The organism is Cupriavidus oxalaticus, assembly GCF_016894385.1.
Taxonomy (GTDB): Bacteria; Pseudomonadota; Gammaproteobacteria; order Burkholderiales; family Burkholderiaceae; genus Cupriavidus; species Cupriavidus oxalaticus.
This window is the reverse complement of record NZ_CP069811.1, coordinates 471690-497012: the sequence shown is the minus strand read 5'-3', so window position 1 is coordinate 497012 and position 25323 is coordinate 471690. Positions and strand designations below refer to the sequence as shown.

The window sequence follows — 25323 nt, the reverse complement described above, 5'->3', positions numbered from 1 at the left end:
CCGGGCGGGGGGACAGGACTTTCGACAGCGACCGGCGCATCCAGTACCAGAACACAAGAAGTACAAGAACATCGACAACATGAGCCAACACCATTCCCTGCTTCGACACATCATCCTGGCCGCCGGCATCCTCGCCGCCGGCGCCGCGCAGGCGCAAGCCTCGGTCACGCTCTATGGCGTGGCCGATGCCGGCATCGAGTTCCTGACGCACGCCGATGCCAACGGCAACAGCCTGACGCGCATGACATCGGGCAACCTGTCCGGCTCGCGCTGGGGCATCCGCGGCAGCGAAGACCTCGGCGGCAGCGTGCAGGCACTGTTCGTGCTCGAGAATGGCTTCGACATCGACGCCGGCACCGCCGCGCAGGGCGGGCGGCTGTTCGGGCGCCAGGCATTCGTCGGGATGTCGTCGCCATATGGCCGCGCGACGCTGGGCCGCCAGAACAATATCCTGTATGACATCCTGATCCGCTACGATGCCATGGCGGTGTCCCCGCGCTATTCGGTCTTCATGATGGATGCGATGACCGCCGGGCGCTACGACAACACGGCCAAGTACGTCGGCAAGTTCGGCGCACTGACGGTCACGGGCCTGTACTCGTTCGCGCGCGGCACTTCGCTGGGCGGCGGCGCGGTGGCGGGCGAGGTGCCGGGCGACATGAAGAGCGACCGCGCGCTGAGCGGCGGCATCGAGTACAGCGCCGGCAACGCCGGCTTCACGGTGATCTACGACGAGCAGCAAGGCACCGCCGGCATCGCGGGGCAGAATTCCTCGCAGAAGGACCGGCGGCTTGCCGTTGCCGCCGCCTACCGGTTCGCGAACGCCAGGGTGTATGCCGGATACCGCTGGCTCAATGGCGACATCGGCGCCACGGCCGCCGTGCCCGCCCGGCGTACCGACCTGTTCTGGATCGGCGCCGGCTACCAGCTCACCCCCGCGCTGTCGCTCAGCGGCGCTGGCTATCTGCTGAACGACCGGCGCCGCAACGGCGACGCGTGGAGCACGGCCGTGCTGCTCGACTACGCATTGTCCAGGCGCACCGACGTCTACGCCCAGGTGGCATACATCCACAATGACGATGGCTCGCGCATCGGCCTGAACGGCGCCTCGGCGTCCATCGGCCCGGCCGGCACCAGCCAGTTCGGCGCCGTGATGGGGATGCGCCACAAGTTCTGAGGAAGCGCTGCCCGCGCCCCGCCAGGCAAACGCGATGCGCGAGCGCCTGGCGCCTGCCCCTCACCCCTTCACGCACACCACCTGCCGCAGCGTATGCACCACCTCGACCAGGTCCGACTGCGCCGCCATCACCGCATCGATGTCCTTGTACGCCATCGGGATCTCATCGATCACCGCGGCGTCCTTGCGGCATTCCACCCCTTCGGTGGCGTGCTTCTGGTCGGCCACGGTGAAGCGGCGCCTGGCTTCGCTGCGGCTCATGGTGCGGCCCGCGCCGTGGCTGCATGAGCAGAACGATTCCGGATTGCCCTTGCCGCGCACGATGAAAGAGCGCGCGCCCATCGAGCCGGGGATGATGCCCAGCTCGCCGGCGCGCGCACTGACCGCGCCCTTGCGTGTCACCAGCACTTCCTTGCCGAAGTGATGTTCCTTCTGCACATAGTTGTGGTGGCAGTTGACGGCTTCGAGCCGTGCCTGGAACGGCTTGCGCAGCACGCGCTGCGCCGCGGCCAGCACCGCTTCCATCATCAGCTCGCGGTTGCGGCGCGCGAACGCCTGCGCCCACGACACCGCGAAGACATAGTCCTCATAGTGCTGCGAGCCTTCGGCAAGGTAGGCCAGGTCGCGATCGGGCAGGTTGGCCAGGTGGCGCCGCATGTCCTGCTGCGCCAGCGTGATGAAGGTGGTGCCGATGGCGTTACCCACGCCGCGCGAGCCGGAGTGCAGCATGAACCAGACCGCTTGCGACTCGTCCAGGCAGACCTCGATAAAGTGGTTGCCGGTGCCGAGCGTGCCCAGGTGGTTGCGGTGGTTGGTGCGCGCCAGCTGCGGATATCTGTCGGTAATGCGGCGGAAATCCGCGGCCATGCCCGCCCACACCGCGTCGACGTGCGTGGGCACCGAGCCCCAGGCGCCCTCGTCGCGCCGCCCGCCCTGCGCGGTGCGGCCGTGCGGCACGGCATGCTCGATCGCGCTGCGCAGCGGGCCGAGGTTGTCGGGCAGGTCCGAGGCGGTCAGCGAGGTCTTTACCGCCATCATGCCGCAGCCGATATCCACGCCCACCGCGGCCGGGATCACCGCGCCCACGGTCGGAATCACCGAGCCGATGGTCGAGCCCTTGCCGAGGTGCACGTCCGGCATCACCGCCAGGTGGCGGAAGATAAACGGCATCTGCGCGGTATTGAGCAGCTGCCGGCGCGCGGCGTCTTCCACGGGGACGCCGCGGGTCCACATCTTTACCGGCTTGCCGGCGCCGGTATCGAGAACGTCATAGTGCTGCCTGGCCGTCATGGTCTGGTCCTGCTTTGGCGTTGCGTTGCAGGTTAGACGGCGGGGTGCCGGACGGATTCCGGAGAACGCAAGGCAGAACGCAAGGCAGTCGCGGATCAGCCTGCCTGCCCCTGCAGGAAGCCGGCAAAGCTGCCCAGGTCGACATTGCCGCCGGAGACGATGATGCCCACGCGCTTGCCCCGCACATCGAGCTTGCCGTGCAGCACCGCGGCGGCGGCCAGGCAGCCGGTGGGCTCGACCACGATCTTCATGCGGCCGGCGAAGAACTTCATGGTCTCGACCAGCTCGGCATCCGAAACCGTGACGATATCGGTCACCAGCTCGCGGATCACCGCGAAGGTATGCTGGCCCAGGAACGGCGTCTGCGCGCCATCGGCGATGGTGCGGGGGGTGTCGATGCGGACGATCTGGCCGCTGCGCAGGCTGCGCTGGCCATCGTTGCCGGCCTCCGGCTCCACGCCATACACCGCGCAGCCGGGCGCCATCGCGCTGGCCGCCACCGCGCAGCCCGACAGCAGCCCGCCGCCGCCCAGGCATACCGCCAGCATGTCCAGCGGACCGGTCTCTTCCAGCAGTTCCTTGGCCGCCGTGCCCTGGCCGGCCATCACGTGGGGATGGTCGTACGGCGGGATCAGCGTCATGCCGCGCTCGGCCGCGATGCTGCGGCCCAGCGCCTCGCGGTCGTCCTTGTAGCGGTCGTACAGCACCACCTCGGCGCCGTAGCCGCGGGTCGCTTCGATCTTGATCGCGGGTGCGTCCTGCGGCATCACGATCACCGCCCGCACGCCCAAGAGCCGTGCCGACAGCGCAATCGCCTGCGCATGGTTGCCCGACGAGAACGCCAGCACGCCACCGGCCTTCTGCTGCGGCGTGAACCGGGCGATGGCGTTATACGCGCCGCGGAACTTGAAGGCGCCGATGCGCTGGAAGTTCTCGCACTTGAAGAACAGCTGCGCCCCGGTGGCCGCATCGGCGGTGGAGGAAGTCAGCACCGGCGTGCGGTGGGCCGCGTCGCGGATGCGGTCGTGGGCGGCGGCGATGTCTTCGAAGGAGATCGGCAGATTGGGCATGGTGGCGGCGGAAAATGGGAAGCGGGACAGGCAAGTCTACCCGCCCCGCGCCGCCCACGCACCCGCCGGTTTGCTCCCCTCTCCCGCTTGCGGGAGAGGGGCCGGGGGAGAGGGAGTACGGCGGCGCTTACGCCGTCGCCATCGCACCCACCACTCGCCGCGCCAAACCCGGCGCCCCGACACGCCCGCCACCCTCGCCCGGCAGCCTGAAGAACGCCACCACCTCGCTCAGCTCGCGGCCCTGCTCTTCCAGCGCGCGCGATGCCATGGCGGCCTCGTTCACCAGCGACGCATTCTGCTGCGTCACCTGGTCGATCTGCACGATGGCCTGGTTGACCTGCTCGATGCCGCGGCTCTGCTCGGCCGACGCGGTGGCGATGTCTTCCACGATGCCGGTCACGCGCGCCACCGCCTGCGTCACCTCGGCCATGGTCTGGCCGGCTTCGCTGGCAAGCGACGAGCCGTCCTGCACCTGGCGGCCCGAAGCCTCGATCAGTTCCTTGATCTCCTTGGCCGCGCCCGACGACCGGTGCGCCAGCGCGCGCACCTCGCTGGCCACCACCGCGAAGCCGCGCCCCTGCTCGCCCGCGCGCGCCGCCTCGACCGCGGCGTTGAGCGCGAGGATATTGGTCTGAAAAGCAATGCCTTCGATGATGCCGGTGATCTCGGCAATCTTGGCCGAGCTGGCGCTGATGTCCTGCATGGTGCCGACCACGCGCTGCACGGTGGTGCTGCCGCGCTGCGCCACCTCGGCGGCGTTGCGCGCCAGCTCGCTGGCCTGGCGCGCGTTGTCGGTATTCTGGCGCACGGTCTCGGTCAGCTCTTCCATGCTGGCCGCGGTCTGCTCCAGCGACGCGGCCTGCTCTTCGGTACGGCTGCTCAGGTCCGCATTGCCGGCGGCGATCTCGCTGGTCGACAGCGCGATATTGGCACTGCTGGCGCGCACCTGCGTGACGGTGGCGGTCAGGCGCTCGTTCATGTCGCGCAGCGCCGCCAGCAGGCGGCCGGTTTCGTCGTTGCGGTCCACCACGATGCGCACACCCAGGTTGCCCGCCGCGACCGTGTCGGCCACCTCGACGGCGCGTTCGATCGGCCGCGTGATCGCGCGCGTGACCAGGACCCCGCCCGCCGCGGCAATGGCCGCCGACACCAGCGAGATCAGGATCAGCAGGTTGCGCTGGTGCTCATAGTCGGCTTCCAGCTTGCGTTCCATCGCCTTCTGGCGTGCCTTGGTGAAGTCCGCGTAGGCGTCGGTCGCCTTGGTCAGCGCCGCCAGCAGCGGACGGCATTGCTTGTCGATGCGCGATACCGCTTCCTCGACCTTGCGCTCCACCGCCAGGCCGACGATGGCGGTGGCCACCGTGCCGTACTGCGCTTCGACCCTGGCCACGTCCTCGACCAGCTTGCGCGCTTCGTCGCTGGCATCAGCCTGCCGCACCATCTCGTTGAGCCGCGCCAGCCGCGCCTGCACGTCCTGATGCGCGCGCAACGCCTCGGCCTGCTCGCGCTCCAGGTCGGCCGGGTCCGTCACCAGCACCAGGTTGCGTGCCGCGATGGCGCGCCGGTCCACCGCGCTGCGCACCTGCGCCGCCACCTCGGCACGCGCGTTCAGCCCGTTGAGATAGCCGTTGAAGCCCTCGGTGGCATCGCCCAGCGCATGCAGCGAATACGCCGAAACCACGAGCACCACGCCCGCCAGTGTGCCGAATCCCGCCAGCAGCCGCGTGCGGATAGACAGATTCTTCAAAGCCATGATCGCTCCCCTTGCCCGTCCGGTCAGACGTTGCGGTGCCTAACGGCCCCCGGGGCGGCGAACTGATCCCTACGAGAGTAGGGAGATAGGCAGACAAAGTAGCCCCTGTCCTGTCCGTATGCGTCCGATTTCACAAATGCGTGTGCCCCCCGGCGCGGGGACAACGCCAGCGCGAGAGGCGCCGGCGCTGTATGGCAGTCCCGCCTGGCTACGCCAGCATCCGCACCTGCGGCTCGCGGTCCCACTGCCGCGTCTTGGCCGCCGCGATAAAGCGCGCGGTATCGCTGGCCGGCACCACCCCGTGGTCGGGCTTGAGGCTGGCCCGCGCCAGCAGTGCGTTGCCGCCGTCATCGGCGGCAATGGCCTTCAGGTGCGCATAGGCAAAGCAGACAAAGTCCAGCGCGGCGCTTTCCTGCGCCAGCTGCGCCGCGCCGTCGGCGGACAGCACCACCGCCACCGCGTCGAACATCACCGACGGGGTGCCGGCAAGCTGGCCGTCCGCAGCCAGCTTTGAGCCATCGGCCAGCACGGCGCCGCCGACCTTGGGCGCGACGATCTTGACCGTGGCGCCGGCGGCGATGACTGCCTGCCGGATGGCCTCGACGGTGGCGCCATCGGAGCCATCGGCAACCAGGATGCCGACTTCGCGCCCCTGCAGCGTGTCTTTCATGCGGCCGATGATCTGCAGCGCCGGCGACGGCGGCAGGTCCTGCACCGGCATGGCGGACGGCAGCGGATCGGGCAACTGGTCCAGCGCCAGGCCATCGGCGACGCGCCGGCCCAGTTCTTCGTCGACATTGCGCAGGTGCCCCACCATGCGCTCGCGCACGTGCACATGCTCGACCTTGGACAACTCGAACACCAGTGCCGAGGCGATATGCGCCTGCTCCGCGCGGGCCTGGCTGCGGAAGAACAGGCGCGCCTGGCTGTAGTGGTCGGCGAAGCTCTCGGCGCGGATGCGGCCCTTGTCGCCCTGCTCGGGCACGCGCGCGCTGGGGAAGCCCAGGTCCGGCGCCTCGCGCGGGGATGCGTCGTCGAGCGAGCTGGGATCATAGGCCACGCGTCCGCGCGGCACCTCCATCTGCATCTTGCCGTCGCGCTGGTGGTGGGCGAACGGGCACTTGGGCGCGTTGACCGGGATCTGGTGGAAGTTCGGCGAGCCCAGCCGCAGCAACTGCGTATCGAGGTAGGAGAACAGCCGCCCCTGCAGCAGCGGGTCGTTGGAAAAGTCCACGCCCGGCACGATATTGGCCGGGCAGAACGCCACCTGCTCGGTCTCGGCAAAGAAATTGTCGGGCCAGCGGTCGAGCACCATGCGGCCGATGATCTTCAGCGGCACCGTCTCTTCCGGGATGATCTTGGTGGGGTCGAGGTGATCGAACGGGAATTTCGCCGCGTCGTCCTCGGTAAACAGCTGCACGCCGAGTTCCCACTCGGGGAAGTTGCCCGCCTGGATCGCGTTGAACAGGTCGCGGCGATGGAAGTCGGGATCGGCGCCGGCGATCTTGACCGCCTCGTCCCACACCGTCGACTGCAGCCCCAGCTTGGGCCGCCAGTGGAACTTGACGAAGGTGGAGTTGCCCTGCGCATCGAGCAGCCTGAAGCTGTGCACGCCAAAGCCTTCGATCATGCGCAGCGAGCGCGGGATGGTGCGGTCCGACATGATCCACATCACCATGTGCATCGACTCGGGCGTGAGCGAGATGAAATCCCAGAAGGTGTCGTGCGCGCTGGCCGATTGCGGGAAGCCCCGGTCCGGTTCCATCTTGACCGAGTGGACCACGTCGGGAAACTTCATCGCATCCTGGATGAAGAACACCGGGATGTTGTTGCCGACCAGGTCCCAGTTGCCCTCCTTGGTATAGAACTTGACCGCGAAGCCGCGCACGTCACGCGGTGTGTCGACCGAACCGGCGCCGCCGGCCACCGTGGAGAAGCGGGTAAAGACCGGCGTCTTCTCCCCGACTTCGGTGAGCATCCTGGCAGTGGTGTAAGGCGCAAGCGACCCGGTCAGCTCGAAGTAGCCATGCGCGGCCGAACCGCGTGCGTGGACGATCCGTTCCGGGATGCGCTCATGGTCGAAGTGTGTAATTTTTTCCCGCAGGATGAAATCTTCGAGCAAGGTCGGCCCACGCGGATTGGCCCTGAGCGAGTTCTGGTTGTCCGGAACAGGAATGCCTTGTGCGGTGGTCAGCGGCGGATGGCTGCCGCCGGCGGTCTGGTGCAGTTCACCGCCGGTGCCGCGCCGGGCGTCGCCATAACCCGCCGGCGTGCCTGCTGTCGTCTGGCCTGCGGCGTTGTTTGCCCTGGGCTTTGCTGGTTTGTCGGCCATATCGGTCTCCTTGCGCTGGTAGTTGGAGGACGGGAGGAATGGGAACCTTCGCGATCGGTGCTCGCTATCGGATAGATAGTTGATATCTATTGAGGGCTTTATGCCGATAACAAGATCATCCAACTGTCAGCAATTGCCGCGCCTGCCGCTGCTCCGTGCCAGCCTTCTGGCTGGTGAAAATTCTGCCGACGAAAAAAACCGGCACGCAGGCGGCGATGCCTGCGTGCCGGCGTGAGGAAGGGCCTGACCGCTGCCCTATTCCTCCTGGAAAGCCTCCTCCCGCTTCGCCTTGATCGACGGCAGCGCCACCACGGCCACCAGCGCCGCGGCAGCGATCAGCAGGCCCAGCGACAGCGGGCGCGTGGTGAACACCGAAAAGTCCCCGCGCGACAGCAGCAAGGTGCGGCGGAAGTTCTCCTCCATCATCGGCCCCAGCACGAAGCCCAGCAGCAGCGGCGCGGGCTCGCAGCGCAGTTTGTGGAAGATGTAGCCGATCAGGCCGCACGCGGCCGCGGCGAAGACATCGAAGACCGTGTTGTTGACCGAATAGACGCCGATGCAGCAGAACGTCAGGATCGCCGGGTACAGGAAGCGGTACGGCACGGTCAGCAGCTTGACCCAGATGCCGATCAGCGGCAGGTTCAGCACCACCAGCATCAGGTTGCCGATCCACATCGAGGCGATCAGGCCCCAGAACAGCGCCGGGTTGCTGGTCATCACCTGCGGGCCGGGCTGGATGTTGTGGATGGTCATCGCGCCCACCATCAGCGCCATCACCGCATTGGGCGGGATGCCCAGCGTCAGCAGCGGAATGAACGAGGTCTGCGCCGCGGCATTGTTGGCCGACTCGGGCCCCGCGACGCCTTCGATCGCGCCCTTGCCGAATTCCTGCGGATACTTCGACGCCTTCTTCTCCAGCGAATACGCGGCGAAGGAGGCCAGCGAGGCGCCGCCGCCCGGCAGGATGCCCAGCGACGAGCCCAGCACGGTGCCGCGCAGCACGGCCGGGATCATGCGTTTGAAGTCTTCCTTGTTCGGGAACAGGCCGGTGACACGGTCGGTAAAGGTCTCGCGGTGCTCCTTCTGCTCCAGGTTGACGATGATCTCGGCAAACCCGAACAGGCCCATCGCGAGCGCGGTGATGCTGATGCCATCGGTCAGTTCCGGCACGTCGAAGGAAAAGCGCGCGGCGCCCGAGTTCACGTCGGTGCCGACCAGCCCGAGCAGCAGGCCCAGCACGATCATCGCCACCGCCTTGACCAGCGAGCCCGAGGCCAGCACCACCGCCCCGATCAGCCCGAGCACCATCAGCGAGAAGTACTCGGCAGGACCGAACTTGAAGGCCAGCTCCGACAGCGGCGTGGCGAACGCGGCCAGGATCAGCGTGGCCACGCTGCCGGCGAAGAACGAACCGATCCCCGCCGTGGCCAGCGCCACGCCGGCCCGGCCGCGCCGCGCCATCTGGTAGCCGTCGAGCGTGGTCACGACCGCCGACGACTCGCCCGGCAGGTTGACCAGGATGGCGGTGGTCGAGCCGCCGTACTGCGCGCCGTAGTAGATGCCGGCCAGCATGATCAGCGCGGCCACCGGCGGCAGCGTATAGGTGATCGGCAGCAGCATGGCGATGGTGGCCAGCGGCCCCAGCCCCGGCAGCACGCCGATCAGCGTGCCGAGCACGCAGCCGAGGAAGGCATAGGCCAGGTTCTGCAGCGACAGCGCGGTGGAGAACCCGAGTGCGAGATGACTGAGCAGTTCCATCGGATGTCTCCTAGTTGGTGAAGATCGCCGGCCACACCGGCATCTGCAGGTTGATGCCGTAGACAAAGGCAACCGTGCTGATCGCCACCAGCACCACCGCGTTCAGGATGGCGCCCTTCCAGGTGAATTCATGGCTGGCCATCGACGACACCAGCACCAGCGCCAGCACCGACAGCACCATGCCCAGCGGCTTGAGCACCAGGCCGAACAGCACCACCGAGCCGAGGATCCACAGCAGCGTCTTGATGTCCCAGCGGGCCATATGGTCGGCCTCGCCTTCCTTCGACATGGCGCCGAGCGCCACCACCGCGCCGAGCAGCGCCAGCACGATGCCGAGCCAGAACGGGAAATATCCGGGGCCCATCCGGGCCGCTGTGCCCATGGAATAGCCACGGGCGACGAAGGAAAAACTCAGGCCGACGACGATGAACATCAGGCCGGACAAGAAGTCGGTTTGTTTGCGTATGCGCATGCAGGATCCTTGAAGCTGGGGGGCGACAGAAGGCGCCAACGGGGTGGCGCCGGCTTCTGGAGCCCGAACAATACATCATGTCGTGATATATTTTCAGGCCTCCAAGGGTTATTACTTAGGAATCGGGCAGCACGGCAGCCGCTTACGACACGTCAGCGATCACCACTGCGCCGAGACAATGAAGACATGAAGACGCATGCGGGCCGCAACCGTGAGGCACGCTGCCGCGGCGAGAAAGATGTGGGAAAGGAGGTGGGAAAGGAGGTGGGAAAGGAGGCGGGGGAAGGCCGCGCAGGCACCCGCGTGAGCGCGGGTGCCTGCGGTGTGAGGGGAGGCCAGCACGGGGCTGCGGCTGCGCAGCGCAGCCCGAAGCGTCTAAGCCTTGCGCCAGACCGGCGAACCGGAGATCGCGACCTTGCGCGGCAGGATCTGCTGCGCGGTGAAGGCATCCGCAATGCGCTGCTGTTCGGCCAGCGCCGCGCCGTCGACGGTGCGCACCGCGTAGCTGCGGCGCGCGTTGGCGGCCTCGACCGTGGCCGCATCCAGCCCGATCAGCGGCGCATGCCAGCGCGCGGCCTCGGCCGGATTGCGCTTGACCCACTCGCCGGCGTCACGCAGCGCATCGAAGACCACGTCGAGCACTTCGGCGTGCGCACGCGCATACGGCGTGGCGGCCAGGTAGAAGCGGCGGTAACTGGCCAGCCCGTCGCCATCGCGCAGCACGCGCGCATTGGCCTGGCGCTGCACCGCGGACAGGAACGGATCCCAGATCGCCCATGCCGCCACGCTGCCGCGCTCGAAGGCCGCGCGCGCGTCGGCCGGGCTCAGGTACACCGGATCGATATCGCGGATCGACAGGCCCGCGCGCGCCAGCGCTTCAAGCACCAGGTAGTGCGCGCCGGCGCCCTTGGCAAACGCGACGCGCTGGCCTTTGAGCTGCGCCACTTCGCGGAGCGGTGAATCGCCGCGCACGACAATGGCCTGCGCCTGCGGCGAGGGCGTCTCGCTGGCGTAATAGGTCAGGTCCGCGCCCGCGGCCAGCGCGAACGGCGGCACCGCATCGGCCACGTCGGCGCTGAGGTCGAGGTTGCCGATGTTGAGCGCCTCCAGCAGCGGCAGGCCGGAGGTGAATTCGTACCACTGCACCGCCACGCCCTTCGGTGCCAGCGCTTTCTCCAGCGTCTGCCGCGACTTCAGCAGGATCATCAGCGTGGAGGACTTCTGGTAGCCGATGCGCAGCGGCGCCGGCTGGTGCTGCGCACGGACTGAGCCGGTCCACGCGCCGGCCGCCGCGGCAACGCCCGCGGCGGCTGTGGCCGCGAGCAACTGGCGGCGGCGGGCGTTGTATCGGGAATTCATGGTTGCACTCCGGCAATGGCAAAGAGGGCCAGCATAATCACGGGCGATGCGCAAGCCAACGAACAATGTCGCGCAAGCTTATGCATCCGGCGCGATCCGCTGCATCGCGAACCGGCGGCGAAGGACTATGCGTATGCGCACCTCGGGAATCTAGTTGCCATGCACGACTGGCAAGTCCGTGCACAATGTATCGCGGCACCAGTCATCCTTTTCCTATATCGATGTCGGCGCTTCACCGACAGCGAAGACAGAAGGCGGCCACTAGTATCCATGCATCAAGCAGTCTCGCCCCCCACAAAGAACTGATGCCCTCTCCGGCGTCCGGGCTGCGGCTGCGTTCCGCAACCCGAGAGAAGGAGAACGATCATGGATCGACGCCAGTTCCTGAAGTGGGGAAGTTTCATGACCGTCACGATCGCCACTGGCGGCCTGACTGCCTGCGGTGGCGGCGGTGACGACGACGAGCCCGATACCGGCAATCCGGAAAACTTCAATTTCGTACATGGCGTCGCCTCGGGAGACCCCAAGCCTGACAGCGTGGTGGTGTGGACCCGCGTCGAAGGCAACAACGGCAAGCGGCCCGTGGTGGTGCGCCTGCAAGTTTCGACCCAGCAGGACTTCCCGCCGCAGTCGCTGCTGGTCAACGAGCCGCTGATGGCCCGTCCGGAATGGGACTACACCATTCGCAACAAGGTCACCGGACTCACTGCCGGCACGCGCTACTACTACCGCTTCCTGCTCGGCAATCGCCCCAGCACCGTGGGCCGCACACGCACCGCCGCGGCCGCCGGCACGCCGCTGTCGCAGCTGCGCTTTGCCTTTGTCAGTTGCCAGGACTGGAACGCCAACCACTGGGCCGGCATGGAAGAACTGGTGCAGCAGGACCTGGACTTCATCGTCCACGTGGGCGACTACATCTACGAAGCCGTGCCCGGCGGCTCGCGCGCCGGGCTGGTAGAAGACCGCCACGCCGCGCTGCAGTTGCCCAACGGCACGGTGCTGCCGGACGGCAGCGCCTACGCCACCACGCTCGACGACTACCGCTACCTGTACCGCAGCTACCGCAGCGACACGCGCCTGCAGGCGCTGCACGCGGCCTTCCCGATGATCGCGATCTGGGACGACCATGAGTTCTCCGACAACTGCTGGCAGGACCGCCAGACCTACGACTCGGACGACGACCTGACCCCGCGCACCGCGCGCCGGCGCGCCGCCAGCCAGGCGTGGTTCGAATACCTGCCCGCCGACGTCAGCCTCGACACCAGCAACCCGTCGTTCCAGAACATCCAGATCTACCGCGCCTTCACCTTCGGCAACCTGGCCACGCTGCTGATGACCGACGAGCGGCTGTACCGCGCCGACCACGTCATCCCGGAGGAATCCACCGGCCGCGCGGTCGGCAGCCTGTACTTCGTTCCCGCTGCGACGCTGGCCGCCACCGAGGCGCAGAAGATCAGCGAAGCCGGCAATGCGCTGACGCCGGTGTCGATGCTCGGCGACGCGCAGCGCGCGTGGTGGCAGGACCGTGTCGGCGGCGCCAATACGACATGGAAGCTGTGGGGCAACCAGCTGTCGCTGCTGCGCATGCAGGTCGATATCACCAAGGCGGTCGCCGACCTGATCGCGCGGGCGCTGGTGCAGGCCAACAGCGCACTGTCATCGCTGCAGTCGGCCATCGCCAGCGCGCTGGAAAGCGACCTGGCCGCGGCCAGGGCGGCCGGCACCTATGCCAACCTGGCGTACACCGCACTGCGCAACGTGCTGTCGCAGGCCGGCATCGATGCGACGGCTTTCGATGCCAATATCCGGCCGCTGATCGAAAGCCAGCTCCCGGCGATCGCGCTGCTCGACCGCTTTATCCTCAATGCCGACCAGTGGGACGGCTACAACGCCGAACGCAAGAACCTGATGGCGTTCCTGAAGGCCAATGGCGTGCGCAACGTGGTGGCGCTGAGTGGTGACATCCACGGGTTCTTCAGCGGCCAGGTCATGGACGACTACGACGCAGCCTCGCCCACGCCGGTGATGGTCGACCTTGTGACTGCGGGGTTGTCGAGCAATACGCTGCTGAGTTCGTTCCGGTCTATCGTCGACAACGATCAGGCATTTGCCGCGTTGCGCGAGCTGGTTTACAGCGAGGTGGGCGGCGTGCTGGTCAACGCGTTCGACAACACGCTGCGGGCCTTCAATTCCTGGATCCGCCACGCCGACACCAACGCGGAAGGGTACGCGCTGGTGACGCTGACGCCGGACAAGCTCAGCTGCACGTTCCATACGCTGAAGTCCGTCAGCGGCGGCGTCGCACCGGCGCTGCCGGCGACCGCAAGCACGCGGGTGCTTGAAGTGGCGGCAGGCACGGCGGATGTGAATGTGCTGTAGCGGGATGGGCGCGGTACGGTGTACGGTGGGTGTATTCAGCTGCTGCGCCAGTCCGCTCAGGCGTCAGCCAGGCCCGCTGCGATCTTGCCGGCAATGCTGGCCAGCGGCGCCACAAACTTCGCCTCCGCCTCCGCTGGCTTGAGCGCGCGCGACAGGTAGACCACGTTCAGGCTGCCGAGCACGCGTTCCCCCGCGCGCAGCGGCACGGCGATGGCGCTGATATTGCGCTGCTCGCTCCAATCCCCATGGTTGGTGCTGAAACCGTCCTGCCGCACACGCCTCACCAGGTTCTGCACAAACTGCGCATCGCTGGCGAGCGCAGCCTGGTGCTCGCCGCCGGCACCAGCGCGCAACATCGCGACGATGCTCTCCTGTTCGGCCTCGGTGCAGTTGGCAAAGTAGGCGCGCCCCGACGCCGTCAGCAGCATCGGGAGGCGTCGCCCGACCATGGCGCGATGGAACGACAGCGGGCTGAAGCGGTGCGTGGTCTCGCGGATGATCATCGCGTCGCCGTCGGGCGTGGTCAGGTCGGACGGCCACACCACCTGCTGCAGCAGTTCACCCATCAGCGGCGCGGCGGTGGTGGAGATCCACTCGTCGTCGGTAAAGCCTTCGCTGAGCGCGCGCACCTGCAGCGTCAGGCCGAAGGTGTCGTCGGACTCGCTGCGCCGCACGAAGCCCTCTGCCACCAGCGTCTCCAGCAGGCGCCGCACCGTGGTGCGGTGCAGCCCCGTCTCCTGCGCCAGTTGCTGGGCCGTTGCGCGGCCGCTTTCCATCCGGTTCAGCGCGCGCAGCACATCCAGGCCGCGCGTCAGTCCCCTGACATTGGCGTAAATGGCATCCCTCTGTAGCGCCATGAAAAATCCTTTTAAATCAATGTTGTGCACTCCTTGCACAGTTTGCACATTTTTTTTGCCGCGGGCAATGCGGTCTCTAGACTTCCGTTCAAAGCAAGCCCCCCGAATGCAGGCACCCTGCACAGAACCTGGAGACAACCGATGTCGACGCAAGCCGTCCGGGCCACCGCCCCAACCCCTTCCCCCACTGCCGCCAAGCCCTTCCAGAGCATCTGGACCGACCTGCGCGGCGTCAGCTTCACCCAGGGCTGGCTAGATGCCGGCGGCATCCAGACGCGCTACCTGCACGCCGGCGACCGCGGCAAGCCCGCGCTGATCCTGCTGCACGGCGTCGGCGGCCACGCCGAAGCCTATGTGCGCAACCTGAAGGCGCACGCCGAGCACTTGGACGTCTGGGCCATCGACATGATCGGCCACGGCTGGACCGACAAGCCGGACGGCCCGCGCGAGGTGTCGGCCTATGTCGACCACGTGATCCGCGTACTCGATGCGCTCGGCATCGAACGCGCCTCGTTCAGCGGCGAATCGCTGGGCGGCTGGGTCGCCTCGCAACTGGCGATCGACCATCCCGGGCGCGTCGAGCGCCTGGTGCTGAACACCGCCGGCGGCTCGCAGGCCGACCCGGTGGTGATGGAGCGCCTGAAGACGCTGTCGATGCGCGCCGTCGAAGACCCGAGCTGGGACTTCATCAAGGCGCGCGTGGAATGGCTGATGGCCGACAAGTCCAAGGTCTTCGACGACCTCGTTGCCACGCGCCAGGCGATCTATGCGCAGCCCGGCATGGTCGAGGCGCAGCGCGGCAACATGGTCCTGCAGGACATGGAGACGCGCCAGCGCAATATCCTGCGCGCCGGCGACTATGGCCGCATCCAGGCGCCGACGCTGGTGCTGTGGACCTCGGACGATCCCACCGCCGATGTGTCCGAAGGCCGGCGCATCGCCACCATGATTCCCGGCGCGCTGTTCACGGTGATGGATGGCTGCGGCCACTGGCCGCAGTTCGAGGATGCCGACACCTTCAACCGCATCCACCTGAACTTCCTGCTCGGCAAGCCGGTGCCCGAGGCCACCACGGTCTGATGCGCTACGCGCATCCCTGACAACCGGGCTACGCGCATCCCTGACGGTCCGGGCCGCGCCCGGACACCCACAACACAACACGGAGACAGACATGACCCACGCCATCGCCATGGCGGGCGGCGACGCTCGTCCCGACGCTGTCGATTGCGATGTCGCCATCGTCGGTGCCGGGCCGGTCGGCCTGATGATCGCCAATATTCTCGGCCTGCAGGGCGTCAGCGTGGTGCTGGTGGAAAAGCTCGCGCAGATCATCGACTACCCGCGCGCCATCGGCCTCGACGACGAAGCGCTGCGCGTATTCCAGTCGGTCGGCCTGGCGCAGACGCTGCTGCCGCACACCACGCCCAACCACTGGATGCGCTTCGTCACCGCGGGCGGGCGCTGCTTTGCGTCGATCGAGCCGCGCACCGACGAGTTCGGCTGGCCGCGCCGCAATGCCTTTATCCAGCCGCTGGCCGACCGCATCCTGTTCGAGGGCCTGCAGCGCTTTCCGCATGTGCGCACGCTGCTCGGCCACGGCGTGGCGTCGTTCACGCACGACGAGCACGGCGTGCAGGTCGATGCCGCCGACGAAGCCGGCCGGCCGGTGCGCATCCGTGCCGCCTATATGGTCGGTGCCGACGGCGGCAACAGCCTGGTGCGCCGCACGCTCGACATGCCGTTCGAAGGCCGCACCAAGCCCAACCAGTGGATCGTGGTGGACGTGCGCAACGACCCGATCGGCACGCCGCACATCTACATGCACTGCGACCCCGAGCGGCCCTATGTGTCGGCCGCGCTGCCGCACGGCATCCGCCGCTTCGAGTTCATGGTCATGCCGGGCGAGACCGAGGAAGAACTGTCGCGCCCCGAAAGCATGGCCGCGCTGATCCGCAAGGTCGTGGCCGACCCGGACAAGGTCGACTACATCCGCAAGCGCGTCTATACGCACAACGCGCGCCTGGCGCGCGACTTCCGCGCCGGCCGCGTGCTGCTGGCGGGCGACGCCGCGCACATCATGCCGGTGTGGCAGGGCCAGGGCTACAACAGCGGCATCCGCGACGCGAGCAACCTGGGCTGGAAGCTGGCGATGGTGGTCAAGGGCCAGGCCGGCGATGCGCTGCTCGACACCTACACCGCCGAGCGCCGCGCCCATGCGCGTTCGATGATCCACCTGTCGGAGGTGGCGGGCGATATCTTTGCGCCTGCCAGCCGTGCGGGCTCGGCGCTGCGCGATGGCCTCACGAAAGTGCTGAACCGGTTTCCCTCGGTCAAGCAGTACTTTGTCGAGATGCGCTTCAAGCCGATGCCGCGCTACGAGCAAGGTGTCGTGCTCTTGCCCGAAAGCCGGTGTGACACGCGTCCGGGCCTGCTGGCCCGCTGGCTGGAGCGCTCGGGCAACTCCGCGCTGGGCCGCCTGCTGGGCCTGATGAGCGAAAAGCGCGAATCGCTGGCCGGCCGGCTGGTGCATGGCCGCGACCCGGCCGGCAACTCGCCGGTGGGCCGCATGTTCATCCAGCCGCTGGTACGCACCGAAGCCAATACCGTCGAGCGCCTCGACGACGTGATCGGCAACCGCTTCGCCATCCTCGGCTGGGGCACCGATCCCACCTTCGGCCTGACGGCGCAGGCGCGTGCGGTGTGGCGCCAGCTCGGCGGCGTGTTCGTGCTGGCCAAGCCCGATCCGCAGCTCGACTACCGCGACGACGTGCCCGCCGGCGTGCTCGCCGTGGGCGACGTGCACAACCGGCTCAAGGACTGGTTCGGCAACCAGCCCGGCTCGGTGGTGCTGCTGCGGCCCGACCGCTTTGTCGCGGGCATGTGCTCGCCGCAGCAGGTCTCGGACTCGGTGGTGGCGCTGGCGTGCAAGCTGGCCTTGCGCACGCCGGCTGCCGGGGAAGCCGAGAAAGCCGACACCCGTGCCGCCGCCCGCGCCGCAGCGCCTTCGTATGACGCGCAGGCCGCCGCCGTCCGGCAGCTTGCCGCAGGAGCCTGACATGCCGATCCGTCTCGAATGCCTGTCGCACACCCCGCTGCACGGCTACTACGACCCCGCGCCGGCAATCGTGGCCGAGGTCGAGCGCATGCAGGCCGCGGCGCGCGCCCGCGTCGAAGCCTTCGATCCCGAGCTGGTGGTGGTGTTCGCGCCCGACCACTACAACGGCTTCTTCTATGACGTGATGCCGCCGTTCTGCGTTGGCGTGGCGGCCAGCGCCATCGGCGACTTCAACAGCCTCGCCGGTCCGCTCGACGTGCCGCAGGACGTGGCGCTGGGCCTGGCCGAAGCGGTGATGGCGCAGGACCTCGACGTGGCGGTGTCGTACCGCATGCAGGTCGACCACGGCTGCGCGCAGGCGCTGGAAGTGCTGACCGGCGCGCTCGACCGCTACCCGGTGATCCCGGTGTTCATCAACTCGGTCGCGCCGCCGATGGCAAGCTGCCGCCGCGCGCGGCTGCTGGGCGATGCCATCGGCCGCTACCTGTCGGGCCTGGGCAAGCGCGTGCTGGTGGTCGGCTCCGGCGGCATCTCGCACGAGCCGCCGGTGCCGGAGATTGCCGGCGCCAACGCGGAAGTGGCGGAACGCCTGATCGCGGGACGCAACCCGCCGCGGGCTTCGCGCCAGGCGCGGCAGGAGCGCACCGTGGCCGCCGCGCGCGCCTTTGCCGGCGGCGACAGCCCCCTGCATGCGCTCAATCCCGACTGGGACCGCGCGTTGCTGGCGCTGCTCGCCAGTGGCGAACTGTCCCGCGTCGACGGCATGACCAACGACGGCATCACGCGCGACGCCGGCAAGTCGGCCCATGAGGTGCGCACCTGGATCGCCGCCTTTGCCGCGCTCGCCGCGAGCGGCGCCTACCGCGCCGAACTGGACTACTACCGCCCGATCCCGGAATGGATCGCCGGCTTTGCGCTGATGCACGCCGCGCCTGCACGCTACTGATGCCTGCAAAGATCGCGACGACGCTTCTCGCTTGTCGTCCCCGCGGAGGCGGGGACCCAGCGTCTTTAAGACGCTGGATTCCCGCCTTCGCGGGAATGACGGTAGTTGTCCTCATGTTGTCGCGACGATGAAAAGCCTTACGAACGCACTCCCCTGAATCCATCGCAAGGACACAGCCATGCCCGACCAGGAAACCATCCTCGCCCTCGCCGCCCGCCTGCGCGAAGCCGAACGCACGCGCGCGCCGGTGGCGCCGCTGCGCAGCGAGATCGCCGCCGACGACGCAGCCACCGCCTACGCCGTGCAACGCGCCAACGTCGCCGTCTGGCAGGCCGGCGGGCGCCGCGTGGTCGGCCGCAAGATCGGCCTGACCTCGCCCGCGGTGCAGCGCCAGCTGGGCGTCGACCAGCCCGACTTCGGCACCCTGTTTGCCGACATGGTCTACGGCGACGACGAGCCGATCCCGATGGCGCGCACGCTGCAGCCCAAGGCCGAGGCCGAGGTGGCGCTGGTGCTGCGCCGCGACCTCGACGTGGCCGATGCCACCGTGCTCGACGTGCTGGGCGCGGTGGACTACGTGCTGCCGGCGATCGAGGTGGTCGGCAGCCGCATCGCCAACTGGGACATCTCGTATGTCGACACGGTGGCCGACAACGCCTCCAGCGGGCTGGTCGTGCTGGGCGCCGTGCCGGTGCCGCTGGCTGGCCTTGACCTGAAAGCGGTGGAGATGGAAATGCGGTGCGGCGCCGAACGCGTCTCGCACGGCAGCGGCGCCGCCTGCCTGGGCCATCCGCTCAACGCCGCGGTGTGGCTGGCGCGCAAGCTGGCCAGCCTGCGTGACCCGCTGCGCGCGGGCGACCTGGTGCTGACCGGGGCGCTCGGGCCGATGGTGCCGGTGCAGGCCGCCAAGACCTACGAAGCGCATATCACCGGGGTTGGCACCGTGCGCGCGAAGTTCGCCGACAGCTGACACGCCCCCCGGAAGCTTTTTGAAGCCATAACGACAGAGACACGGAGACAACCATGCAACGCCCCCATCGCACGCATCGCACGCATCGCCTGATTGCCAGGCTGCTCGCCCCCTTCGCCATCGGCGCCGCCCTGGTCGGCAGCGCCGGCGCGGCCACGGCGCAAGCGCCCGCCTTCCCCAACCGCCCCGTCACCATCGTGGTCCCGTTCCCGGCCGGCGGCATCACCGACATGATCGCGCGCCAGGTTGCGCAGCAGATGCAGAGCGACCTCGGCAAGCCGGTGATCGTGGAAAACCGCCCCGGCGGCGGCGGGCAGATCGCCGCGCTGGCGATCAAGCGCGCCGAGCCGGATGGGCACACGGTATTCGTCGCGGCCACCGAGATGTTCGCGATCAACCCCGGCCTGTACCGCAATTTCTCGTACGAGCCGCTCAAGGACTTCAAGCCGGTGACGGCGCTGGCGGCATCGCCGCTGGTGCTGGTGGTGCCGCAGAACAGCCCGGCCAATTCGGTGAAGGACCTGGTCGCGCTGGCAAAGTCGCGCGCTGACGGGGTCAACTACGCGTCCCAGGGCATCGGCTCGATCGGCCACCTGCTCGGCGGCCTGTTCGGCGACAAGACCGGCGGCAAGTTCACCCACGTCGCCTACAAAGGCTCCGCGCCTGCGCTGCAGGACGTGATGGCGGGCCAGGTCGACATGATGTTCGACCCGGTCATCACCACCTCGCCGCTGATCAAGGGCGGCAAGGTCAAGGCGCTGGCGATTGCGTCGGGCAAGCGCTCGCCCAGCCTGCCCGACGTGCGCACGCTGGCCGAACTGGGCGTGCCCGGCCTGGATGCCGGCGTGTGGTTCGGCATGGTGGTGCGCAGCGGCACGCCCGACGCCGTGGTCGCACGGCTCAATGAATCCGCGCTGAAGGCACTGAAGGCGCCGGAAGTCGCCAGGCGGTTTGCCGACCAGGGCCTCGATCCCATGCCGATGAGCCCGCAGCAGTTCGGCACCTTCCTCGCCAGCGAAAGCACGCGCTGGACCCCGCTGGTCAAGGCCAGCGGCGCCAGCGTCGAGTAACCCATCCAAGGAGAATCCCTATGACGCGCAAGCTCAAAGCCGCCATCATCGGCTCGGGCAATATCGGCACCGACCTGATGATCAAGATCCTGCGGCATGGCCGGCATGTCGAGATGGGCGCGATGGTCGGCATCGACCCCGCCTCCGACGGCCTGGCCCGCGCGGCCCGCATGGGCGTGGCCACCACGCATGAAGGCGTGGCAGGGCTGGCCCGGCTGCCGGTGTTCGGCGACATCGACATCGTCTTCGACGCCACCAGCGCCGGCGCGCACGTGAAGAACGATGCGTTCCTGCGCGCGCTGCGCCCCGCGCTGCGCATGGTCGACCTGACCCCGGCGGCGATCGGCCCGTACTGCATCCCGGTGGTCAACGGCGCCGCGCACCTGGACGCGCCCAACGTCAACATGGTCACCTGCGGCGGCCAGGCCACCATCCCGATGGTGGCGGCGGTGTCGCGCGTGGCGCCGGTGCATTATGCGGAGATCGTCGCCAGCATCTCCAGCAAGAGCGCCGGGCCCGGCACGCGCGCCAATATCGACGAATTCACCGAGACCACCTCGCGCGCCATCGAGCAGGTGGGCGGCGCGCGCCGCGGCAAGGCCATCATCGTGCTGAACCCGGCCGAGCCGCCGCTGATCATGCGCGACACGGTGTACTGCCTGAGCGAGCCGGCCGACCAGGACGCCATTGCCGAATCGGTGGCGCGCATGGCCGCCGACGTGCAGCGCTACGTGCCGGGCTACCGGCTCAAGCAGGCGGTGCAGTTCGAGGAAATCGCCGCGGATGCGCCGCTCAATATCCCGGGGCTGGGCCGCCTTGCCGGCCTGAAGACCACGGTCTTCCTCGAAGTCGAGGGCGCCGCGCACTACCTGCCCGCCTATGCGGGCAACCTGGACATCATGACCAGCGCCGCGCTGAACACCGCCGAGAGCATGGCCGAAGCCATGCTGGCCGAGTCCGCTGCCGCCTGAACCGGAACCAAGCCATGAGCACCGACAAGACACTCTATATCTCCGACGTGACGCTGCGCGACGGCAGCCACGCCATCCGCCACCAGTACAGCGTGGCGCAGGTCCGCCAGATTGCCGCCGCGCTCGACCAGGCCGGCGTCGATTCGATCGAAGTCGCGCACGGCGACGGGCTGCAAGGCTCCAGCTTCAACTACGGCTTCGGCGCGCATACCGACCTGGAATGGATCGAAGCCGTTGCCGACGTGGTCAGCCACGCCCGGATCGCGACGCTGCTGCTGCCCGGCATCGGCACCGTGCACGACCTCAAGGACGCCTACCAGGCCGGCGCGCGCATCGTGCGCGTGGCCACGCACTGCACCGAGGCCGACATCTCGCGCCAGCATATCGAGGCGGCGCGCGACCTGGGCATGGAAGCGGTCGGCTTTCTGATGATGAGCCACATGACCACGCCGCAGCAGCTGGCGCAGCAGGCGAAGCTGATGGAGAGCTATGGCGCGACCTGCTGCTACGTGGTCGACTCCGGCGGCGCGCTGACCATGGACGGCGTGCGCGAGCGCTTCCGCGCGTTCAAGGACGTGCTCAAGCCGGAAACGCTGACCGGCATGCATGCGCACCACAACCTGAGCCTGGGCGTGGCCAACAGCATCGTCGCGGTGGAGGAAGGCTGCGACCGCATCGACGCCAGCCTGGCCGGCATGGGCGCGGGCGCGGGCAATGCGCCGCTGGAAGTCTTCATCGCCGCCGCCGGGCGCATGGGCTGGCATCACGGCACCGACCTGTACCGGCTGATGGACGCCGCCGATGACCTGGTGCGCCCGCTGCAGGACCGGCCGGTGCGGGTCGATCGCGAGACGCTGGCGCTGGGGTATGCGGGCGTGTACTCCAGCTTCCTGCGCCACAGCGAAGCTGCCGCGGCACGCTATGGCCTCAAGACGGTCGACGTGCTGGTCGAGCTGGGGCGCCGGCGCATGGTGGGCGGGCAGGAAGACATGATCGTCGACGTGGCGCTGGACCTGCTGAACCAGCCGCCGAACCAATCGGCTACGGCTCCAGCAGCCGGCTGATCTGCGCCAGCGCGTTGAGCGTGTGCAGCAGGTGCTCGCGCATCGCCTGCGAGGCTTCCTCGTTGCGCCCGCGCGCTAGCAGGTCCAGCACGTGCAGATGCTGCCTGGCGTGCTCGGGGTAGCGCTCGCGGTCGCGCATCGAGCGGTAGGACAGCAGCCGGCGCACGCGGTTGACGCGCCGGATGGTGTCGATAAAGAACGGGTTGCCAGACGCCTCGACCAGCGTTTCGTGGAAGCGGACGCCGCGCTCGTGCAGCTGGTCGGCGCTGTCGGTCTCGATGCCGCCTTCCAGCAGGTGGCGCTCGGCGGCGCGCAGCCGCTCGATGGCCTGCGGCTCGAGCCGGTAGGTGGGCTCGAGCAGCGCGGCCGGCTCCAGCGCCAGCCGCAGCCGGTACGACTGCAGCAGCGAATCGGGCGTGGTCAGCATCGACGAGAACGCCCAGCCATAGCCAGGCTTGCGCTCGCCCCACCCCTCCTGCGCAATCCGCTTGAGCACGGTGCTGAGCTGGGTGGCGGTCAGGCCGTAGTGCTGCCGCAGATGCTGCTCGGAGACCTGCGTCTCCAGTGTGCCCTGCAGCAGGTCCTCGGCGATCTGGAAATACGCCGCGGTGGCCGGGTCGGGCTCGACCAGTCCCAGTTGCGAGGCAAACTCCGCGGCCGGCGCCGCCACCGGCTGCGCCAGGAAGAAGCCGCGGTTCTTCTCGCGCGTGAGCACGCCCTTCTCGTGCAGCAGCGCGAGCGCCTCGTTGACGGGCGAGCGCGATACGCGCAGCTTGTCGGCCAGCATCTGCGCCGGCAGGTGCGCGCCGACCGGCAGGCCTTCGGCCTGGATCAGCGCAACGATCTGGGTGGCAATGGATCGGTCGTGGTTCATGGTCTGCGGCCATGGCGCGGCTTGCATTTGTCGCCGGGGCGCTGCCTGTGTTGGCGGCGTCACCCGGCGGAGCCGGCCAGGCGGGAGCGATGGGTGCGCCAGAAGCTTACCGCAATCCGGAGACCGGCTCCCCCGAGCTGTCATGCGTGGGGCAGCGCGCTGAACGCAGGAAAGCTTTCGAGCTGCGCCGCGAGCGCCGCCAGCGCCGGGTGCGCTGCCCGGTCGACGTGGCCGGGCAGCAGCGCCTGGGTGAAGGTCCACACCACGCCGGCGGTCAGCGTGGCCTGGCTCACGGCCGCCTCATCGGCCGGTACCGGCATGCGGGCGATCTCATCCTCGAGCAGGGCAAAGGCACTGGCACGCTGGCCGTCGACGCGCTCCACCCACGGCTGGTGCACCTTCTCCGCCGGCCGCAGGTTGTGCTCGTACACGTGCTGCACGGCCTTCTCGCTGGCCGCCAGCGCCAGACCGATGGTGCGCAGCGCGCGCTGGCGCTCTTCCAGTGCCCCCGGCATCAGGCTGCGGCCGGCGAGCGCTTCGGCGTAGTCGATGATCAGGGTCGAGTCCATCAGCACCACGCCGTTGTCGCACACCAGCGACGGCGCCTTGACCACCGGGTTGATGGCGCGGAACTGGTCGAAGGTGCGGAACACCGAGATGGATTCGTGGGTGAACGGCAAACCCAGCAGGCGCAGCGTGATGGCGGCACGGCGCACGTAGGGGGAATCGAGCATGCCGATGAGTCGCATGGGTATGGCTCCGGGTTGGGTTGGAGATGGTACGGGAGACGAGGCTGACTATGATCGCCGAGGCGCGCAAGGTGCGCCAGCGCTTTGCTCCCCTCTCCCGCGCAGTGGGAGAGGGGAGCGTATGCGGGAGGCGGAAGCAAGCTCTGATGACTGCGCAGTCCCGGCGCCCTACCCCTCCTCCCACCGCAATTTCCCCAACGCCGCCACCAGCGATACCACCACGTCGTCCTCCAGCGCCTGCCGCCGCCACATCACCCCCACCGGCGGCAAATCCCAGCTCAGCGCATGCGGCAGGACCGCCGCGCCCCCGCCTTCGACCAGCTCAGCAGCCACCGCGCGGGGCACGATGGTGGTGGCCGCCGCGTGGTTGCGCAGCAGCGTGGCCATGGTCTTGATCGAGTAGGTCTCGACGATGGGCACCGGCTGCGCCACGCCGGCCACCGCGAAGATGGTGTTGATGGTGCGCCGGATCGGCGTGTTCGGCGGCGGCAGAATCCAGTCGCGCCCGGCCAGCCGGTGCCAGTCGAGCGGCCCGCGCCCGAGCCGGCCGGCGGCCGCGGCGGGCACTACCAGCACCGGCTCTTCGCGATAGAGCGGCTGCTGGGCGATGTCCGCGCCGGGTGCGTAGAAGGTCCGCGCCACCACGCAATCCAGCTCATGCTCGCGCAGCGCCGCCACCAGCTCGTCGGTGGTGCCCTCGCGCACCAGCACCGAGACCCGCGGCGACTGCGTCAGGCCGAAACTGCAGGCGGCATCGAGCACGGTGCGGCTGATAAACGGGATCACGCCGATGCGCAGCCGCCCCGACATGCCGGCACCGATCGCCGCGAGCTCGCGTCCCAGCGCGTCGGTATCCGCCAGCGTCAGCCGCGCATGCGCCAGCACCGCCCGGCCCGTGGGCGTGGGCTCCAGGCCGCGCCGGGTGCGGATGAACAGCGGCACCATGAAGATGTCCTCGATCTCGCGCAGGGATTTGGTGACGGCGGGCTGCGACAGGTTCAGCTCGGCCGCCACGCGCGACACCGAGCGCTGGCGCTCCAGTGCCAGCAGCAACGGCAGGTGCCTGAGGCGCAGGCGCGAGACGAGGTTGTGGACCAGCTTGTCGGGGGCGGCGATGGGCACAGGAATCCTGCAACGGGGCGTGAATGTCGTATTACCAAATGGTAATACAACGATA

Annotated in this window: 20 protein-coding genes; 9 read left to right on the top strand and 11 right to left on the bottom strand. The window is 68.4% G+C overall.

Going from position 1 to position 25323, the window contains the following annotated elements; translation table 11 throughout:
* The first annotated feature begins 79 nt into the window (after nt 1-79).
* Complete coding sequence (locus JTE92_RS02200) at nt 80-1177, top strand: porin (RefSeq protein WP_063239549.1); 1098 nt, start codon at nt 80-82, stop codon at nt 1175-1177.
* Nucleotides 1178-1237: 60 nt separating this feature from the next.
* Here the strand turns inward: JTE92_RS02200 and JTE92_RS02195 are convergent, their stop codons facing one another.
* The 7 genes from JTE92_RS02195 to JTE92_RS02165 form a co-directional block, all read right to left on the bottom strand.
* Nucleotides 1238-2467 carry an RtcB family protein gene (locus JTE92_RS02195; protein ID WP_063239548.1) on the bottom strand — a complete coding sequence of 410 codons (1230 nt, stop codon included), beginning with the start codon at nt 2465-2467 and terminating at the stop codon, nt 1238-1240.
* Between the two features lie 95 nt (nt 2468-2562).
* Nucleotides 2563-3537 carry a threo-3-hydroxy-L-aspartate ammonia-lyase gene (locus JTE92_RS02190; RefSeq protein ID WP_063239547.1) on the bottom strand — a complete coding sequence of 325 codons (975 nt, stop codon included), beginning with the start codon at nt 3535-3537 and terminating at the stop codon, nt 2563-2565.
* A gap of 127 nt (nt 3538-3664) precedes the next feature.
* On the bottom strand, nt 3665-5290 hold the full coding sequence (locus JTE92_RS02185; protein ID WP_063239546.1) for a methyl-accepting chemotaxis protein: 1626 nt from the start codon (nt 5288-5290) through the stop codon (nt 3665-3667).
* Between the two features lie 208 nt (nt 5291-5498).
* Entirely contained in the window at nt 5499-7622 is a 2124-nt protein-coding gene (locus tag JTE92_RS02180) for a catalase (protein WP_063239545.1), read from the bottom strand.
* Nucleotides 7623-7877: 255 nt separating this feature from the next.
* Nucleotides 7878-9380, bottom strand: coding sequence for a tripartite tricarboxylate transporter permease (locus JTE92_RS02175; protein ID WP_063239544.1), 1503 nt, complete (start codon nt 9378-9380; stop codon nt 7878-7880).
* Between the two features lie 10 nt (nt 9381-9390).
* Nucleotides 9391-9852, bottom strand: coding sequence for a tripartite tricarboxylate transporter TctB family protein (locus tag JTE92_RS02170; RefSeq protein ID WP_063239543.1), 462 nt, complete (start codon nt 9850-9852; stop codon nt 9391-9393).
* 375 nt (nt 9853-10227) lie between these two features.
* Nucleotides 10228-11211, bottom strand: coding sequence for an aliphatic sulfonate ABC transporter substrate-binding protein (locus tag JTE92_RS02165; RefSeq protein ID WP_063239542.1), 984 nt, complete (start codon nt 11209-11211; stop codon nt 10228-10230).
* 366 nt (nt 11212-11577) lie between these two features.
* On the opposite strand from JTE92_RS02165, the gene JTE92_RS02160 reads away from it, so the two are divergent.
* The gene (locus JTE92_RS02160; RefSeq protein ID WP_063239541.1) at nt 11578-13590 is read left to right on the top strand and encodes an alkaline phosphatase D family protein; all 2013 of its coding nucleotides are present in this window, start codon (nt 11578-11580) and stop codon (nt 13588-13590) included.
* 56 nt (nt 13591-13646) lie between these two features.
* Here the strand turns inward: JTE92_RS02160 and JTE92_RS02155 are convergent, their stop codons facing one another.
* On the bottom strand, nt 13647-14447 hold the full coding sequence (locus JTE92_RS02155; protein WP_063239540.1) for a DNA-binding transcriptional regulator: 801 nt from the start codon (nt 14445-14447) through the stop codon (nt 13647-13649).
* Between the two features lie 141 nt (nt 14448-14588).
* On the opposite strand from JTE92_RS02155, the gene JTE92_RS02150 reads away from it, so the two are divergent.
* From JTE92_RS02150 to dmpG, 7 genes are all read left to right on the top strand, one after another.
* Nucleotides 14589-15527 (top strand): alpha/beta fold hydrolase, encoded by a 939-nt coding sequence (locus tag JTE92_RS02150; RefSeq protein WP_063239539.1) that lies wholly within the window; start codon nt 14589-14591, stop codon nt 15525-15527.
* Nucleotides 15528-15618: 91 nt separating this feature from the next.
* Nucleotides 15619-17502, top strand: coding sequence for a bifunctional 3-(3-hydroxy-phenyl)propionate/3-hydroxycinnamic acid hydroxylase (locus JTE92_RS02145; protein WP_063239538.1), 1884 nt, complete (start codon nt 15619-15621; stop codon nt 17500-17502).
* Nucleotide 17503: 1 nt separating this feature from the next.
* The gene (locus JTE92_RS02140) at nt 17504-18448 is read left to right on the top strand and encodes a 3-carboxyethylcatechol 2,3-dioxygenase (RefSeq protein WP_063239537.1); all 945 of its coding nucleotides are present in this window, start codon (nt 17504-17506) and stop codon (nt 18446-18448) included.
* A 178-nt stretch (nt 18449-18626) separates the two neighbouring features.
* Nucleotides 18627-19418 (top strand): 2-keto-4-pentenoate hydratase, encoded by a 792-nt coding sequence (gene mhpD / locus JTE92_RS02135; RefSeq protein WP_063239536.1) that lies wholly within the window; start codon nt 18627-18629, stop codon nt 19416-19418.
* 53 nt (nt 19419-19471) lie between these two features.
* Nucleotides 19472-20488 carry a Bug family tripartite tricarboxylate transporter substrate binding protein gene (locus JTE92_RS02130; RefSeq protein WP_084254646.1) on the top strand — a complete coding sequence of 339 codons (1017 nt, stop codon included), beginning with the start codon at nt 19472-19474 and terminating at the stop codon, nt 20486-20488.
* Nucleotides 20489-20508: 20 nt separating this feature from the next.
* A complete protein-coding gene (locus tag JTE92_RS02125) occupies nt 20509-21459 on the top strand; it encodes an acetaldehyde dehydrogenase (acetylating) (RefSeq protein WP_063239535.1) in 951 nt (316 codons plus the stop codon).
* A 14-nt stretch (nt 21460-21473) separates the two neighbouring features.
* Nucleotides 21474-22523: a 4-hydroxy-2-oxovalerate aldolase gene (gene dmpG, locus JTE92_RS02120; RefSeq protein ID WP_063239534.1), complete on the top strand. Its 1050-nt coding sequence runs from the start codon at nt 21474-21476 to the stop codon at nt 22521-22523.
* Here dmpG and JTE92_RS02115 read toward each other — a convergent pair.
* From JTE92_RS02115 to JTE92_RS02105, 3 genes are all read right to left on the bottom strand, one after another.
* A complete protein-coding gene (locus JTE92_RS02115; protein ID WP_063239651.1) occupies nt 22501-23397 on the bottom strand; it encodes a GntR family transcriptional regulator in 897 nt (298 codons plus the stop codon). The genes dmpG and JTE92_RS02115 overlap by 23 nt on opposite strands.
* 140 nt (nt 23398-23537) lie before the next feature.
* The gene (locus tag JTE92_RS02110) at nt 23538-24146 is read right to left on the bottom strand and encodes a glutathione S-transferase (protein ID WP_063239533.1); all 609 of its coding nucleotides are present in this window, start codon (nt 24144-24146) and stop codon (nt 23538-23540) included.
* A gap of 168 nt (nt 24147-24314) precedes the next feature.
* On the bottom strand, nt 24315-25268 hold the full coding sequence (locus tag JTE92_RS02105) for a LysR family transcriptional regulator (RefSeq protein ID WP_063239532.1): 954 nt from the start codon (nt 25266-25268) through the stop codon (nt 24315-24317).
* Nucleotides 25269-25323: the final 55 nt, after the last annotated feature.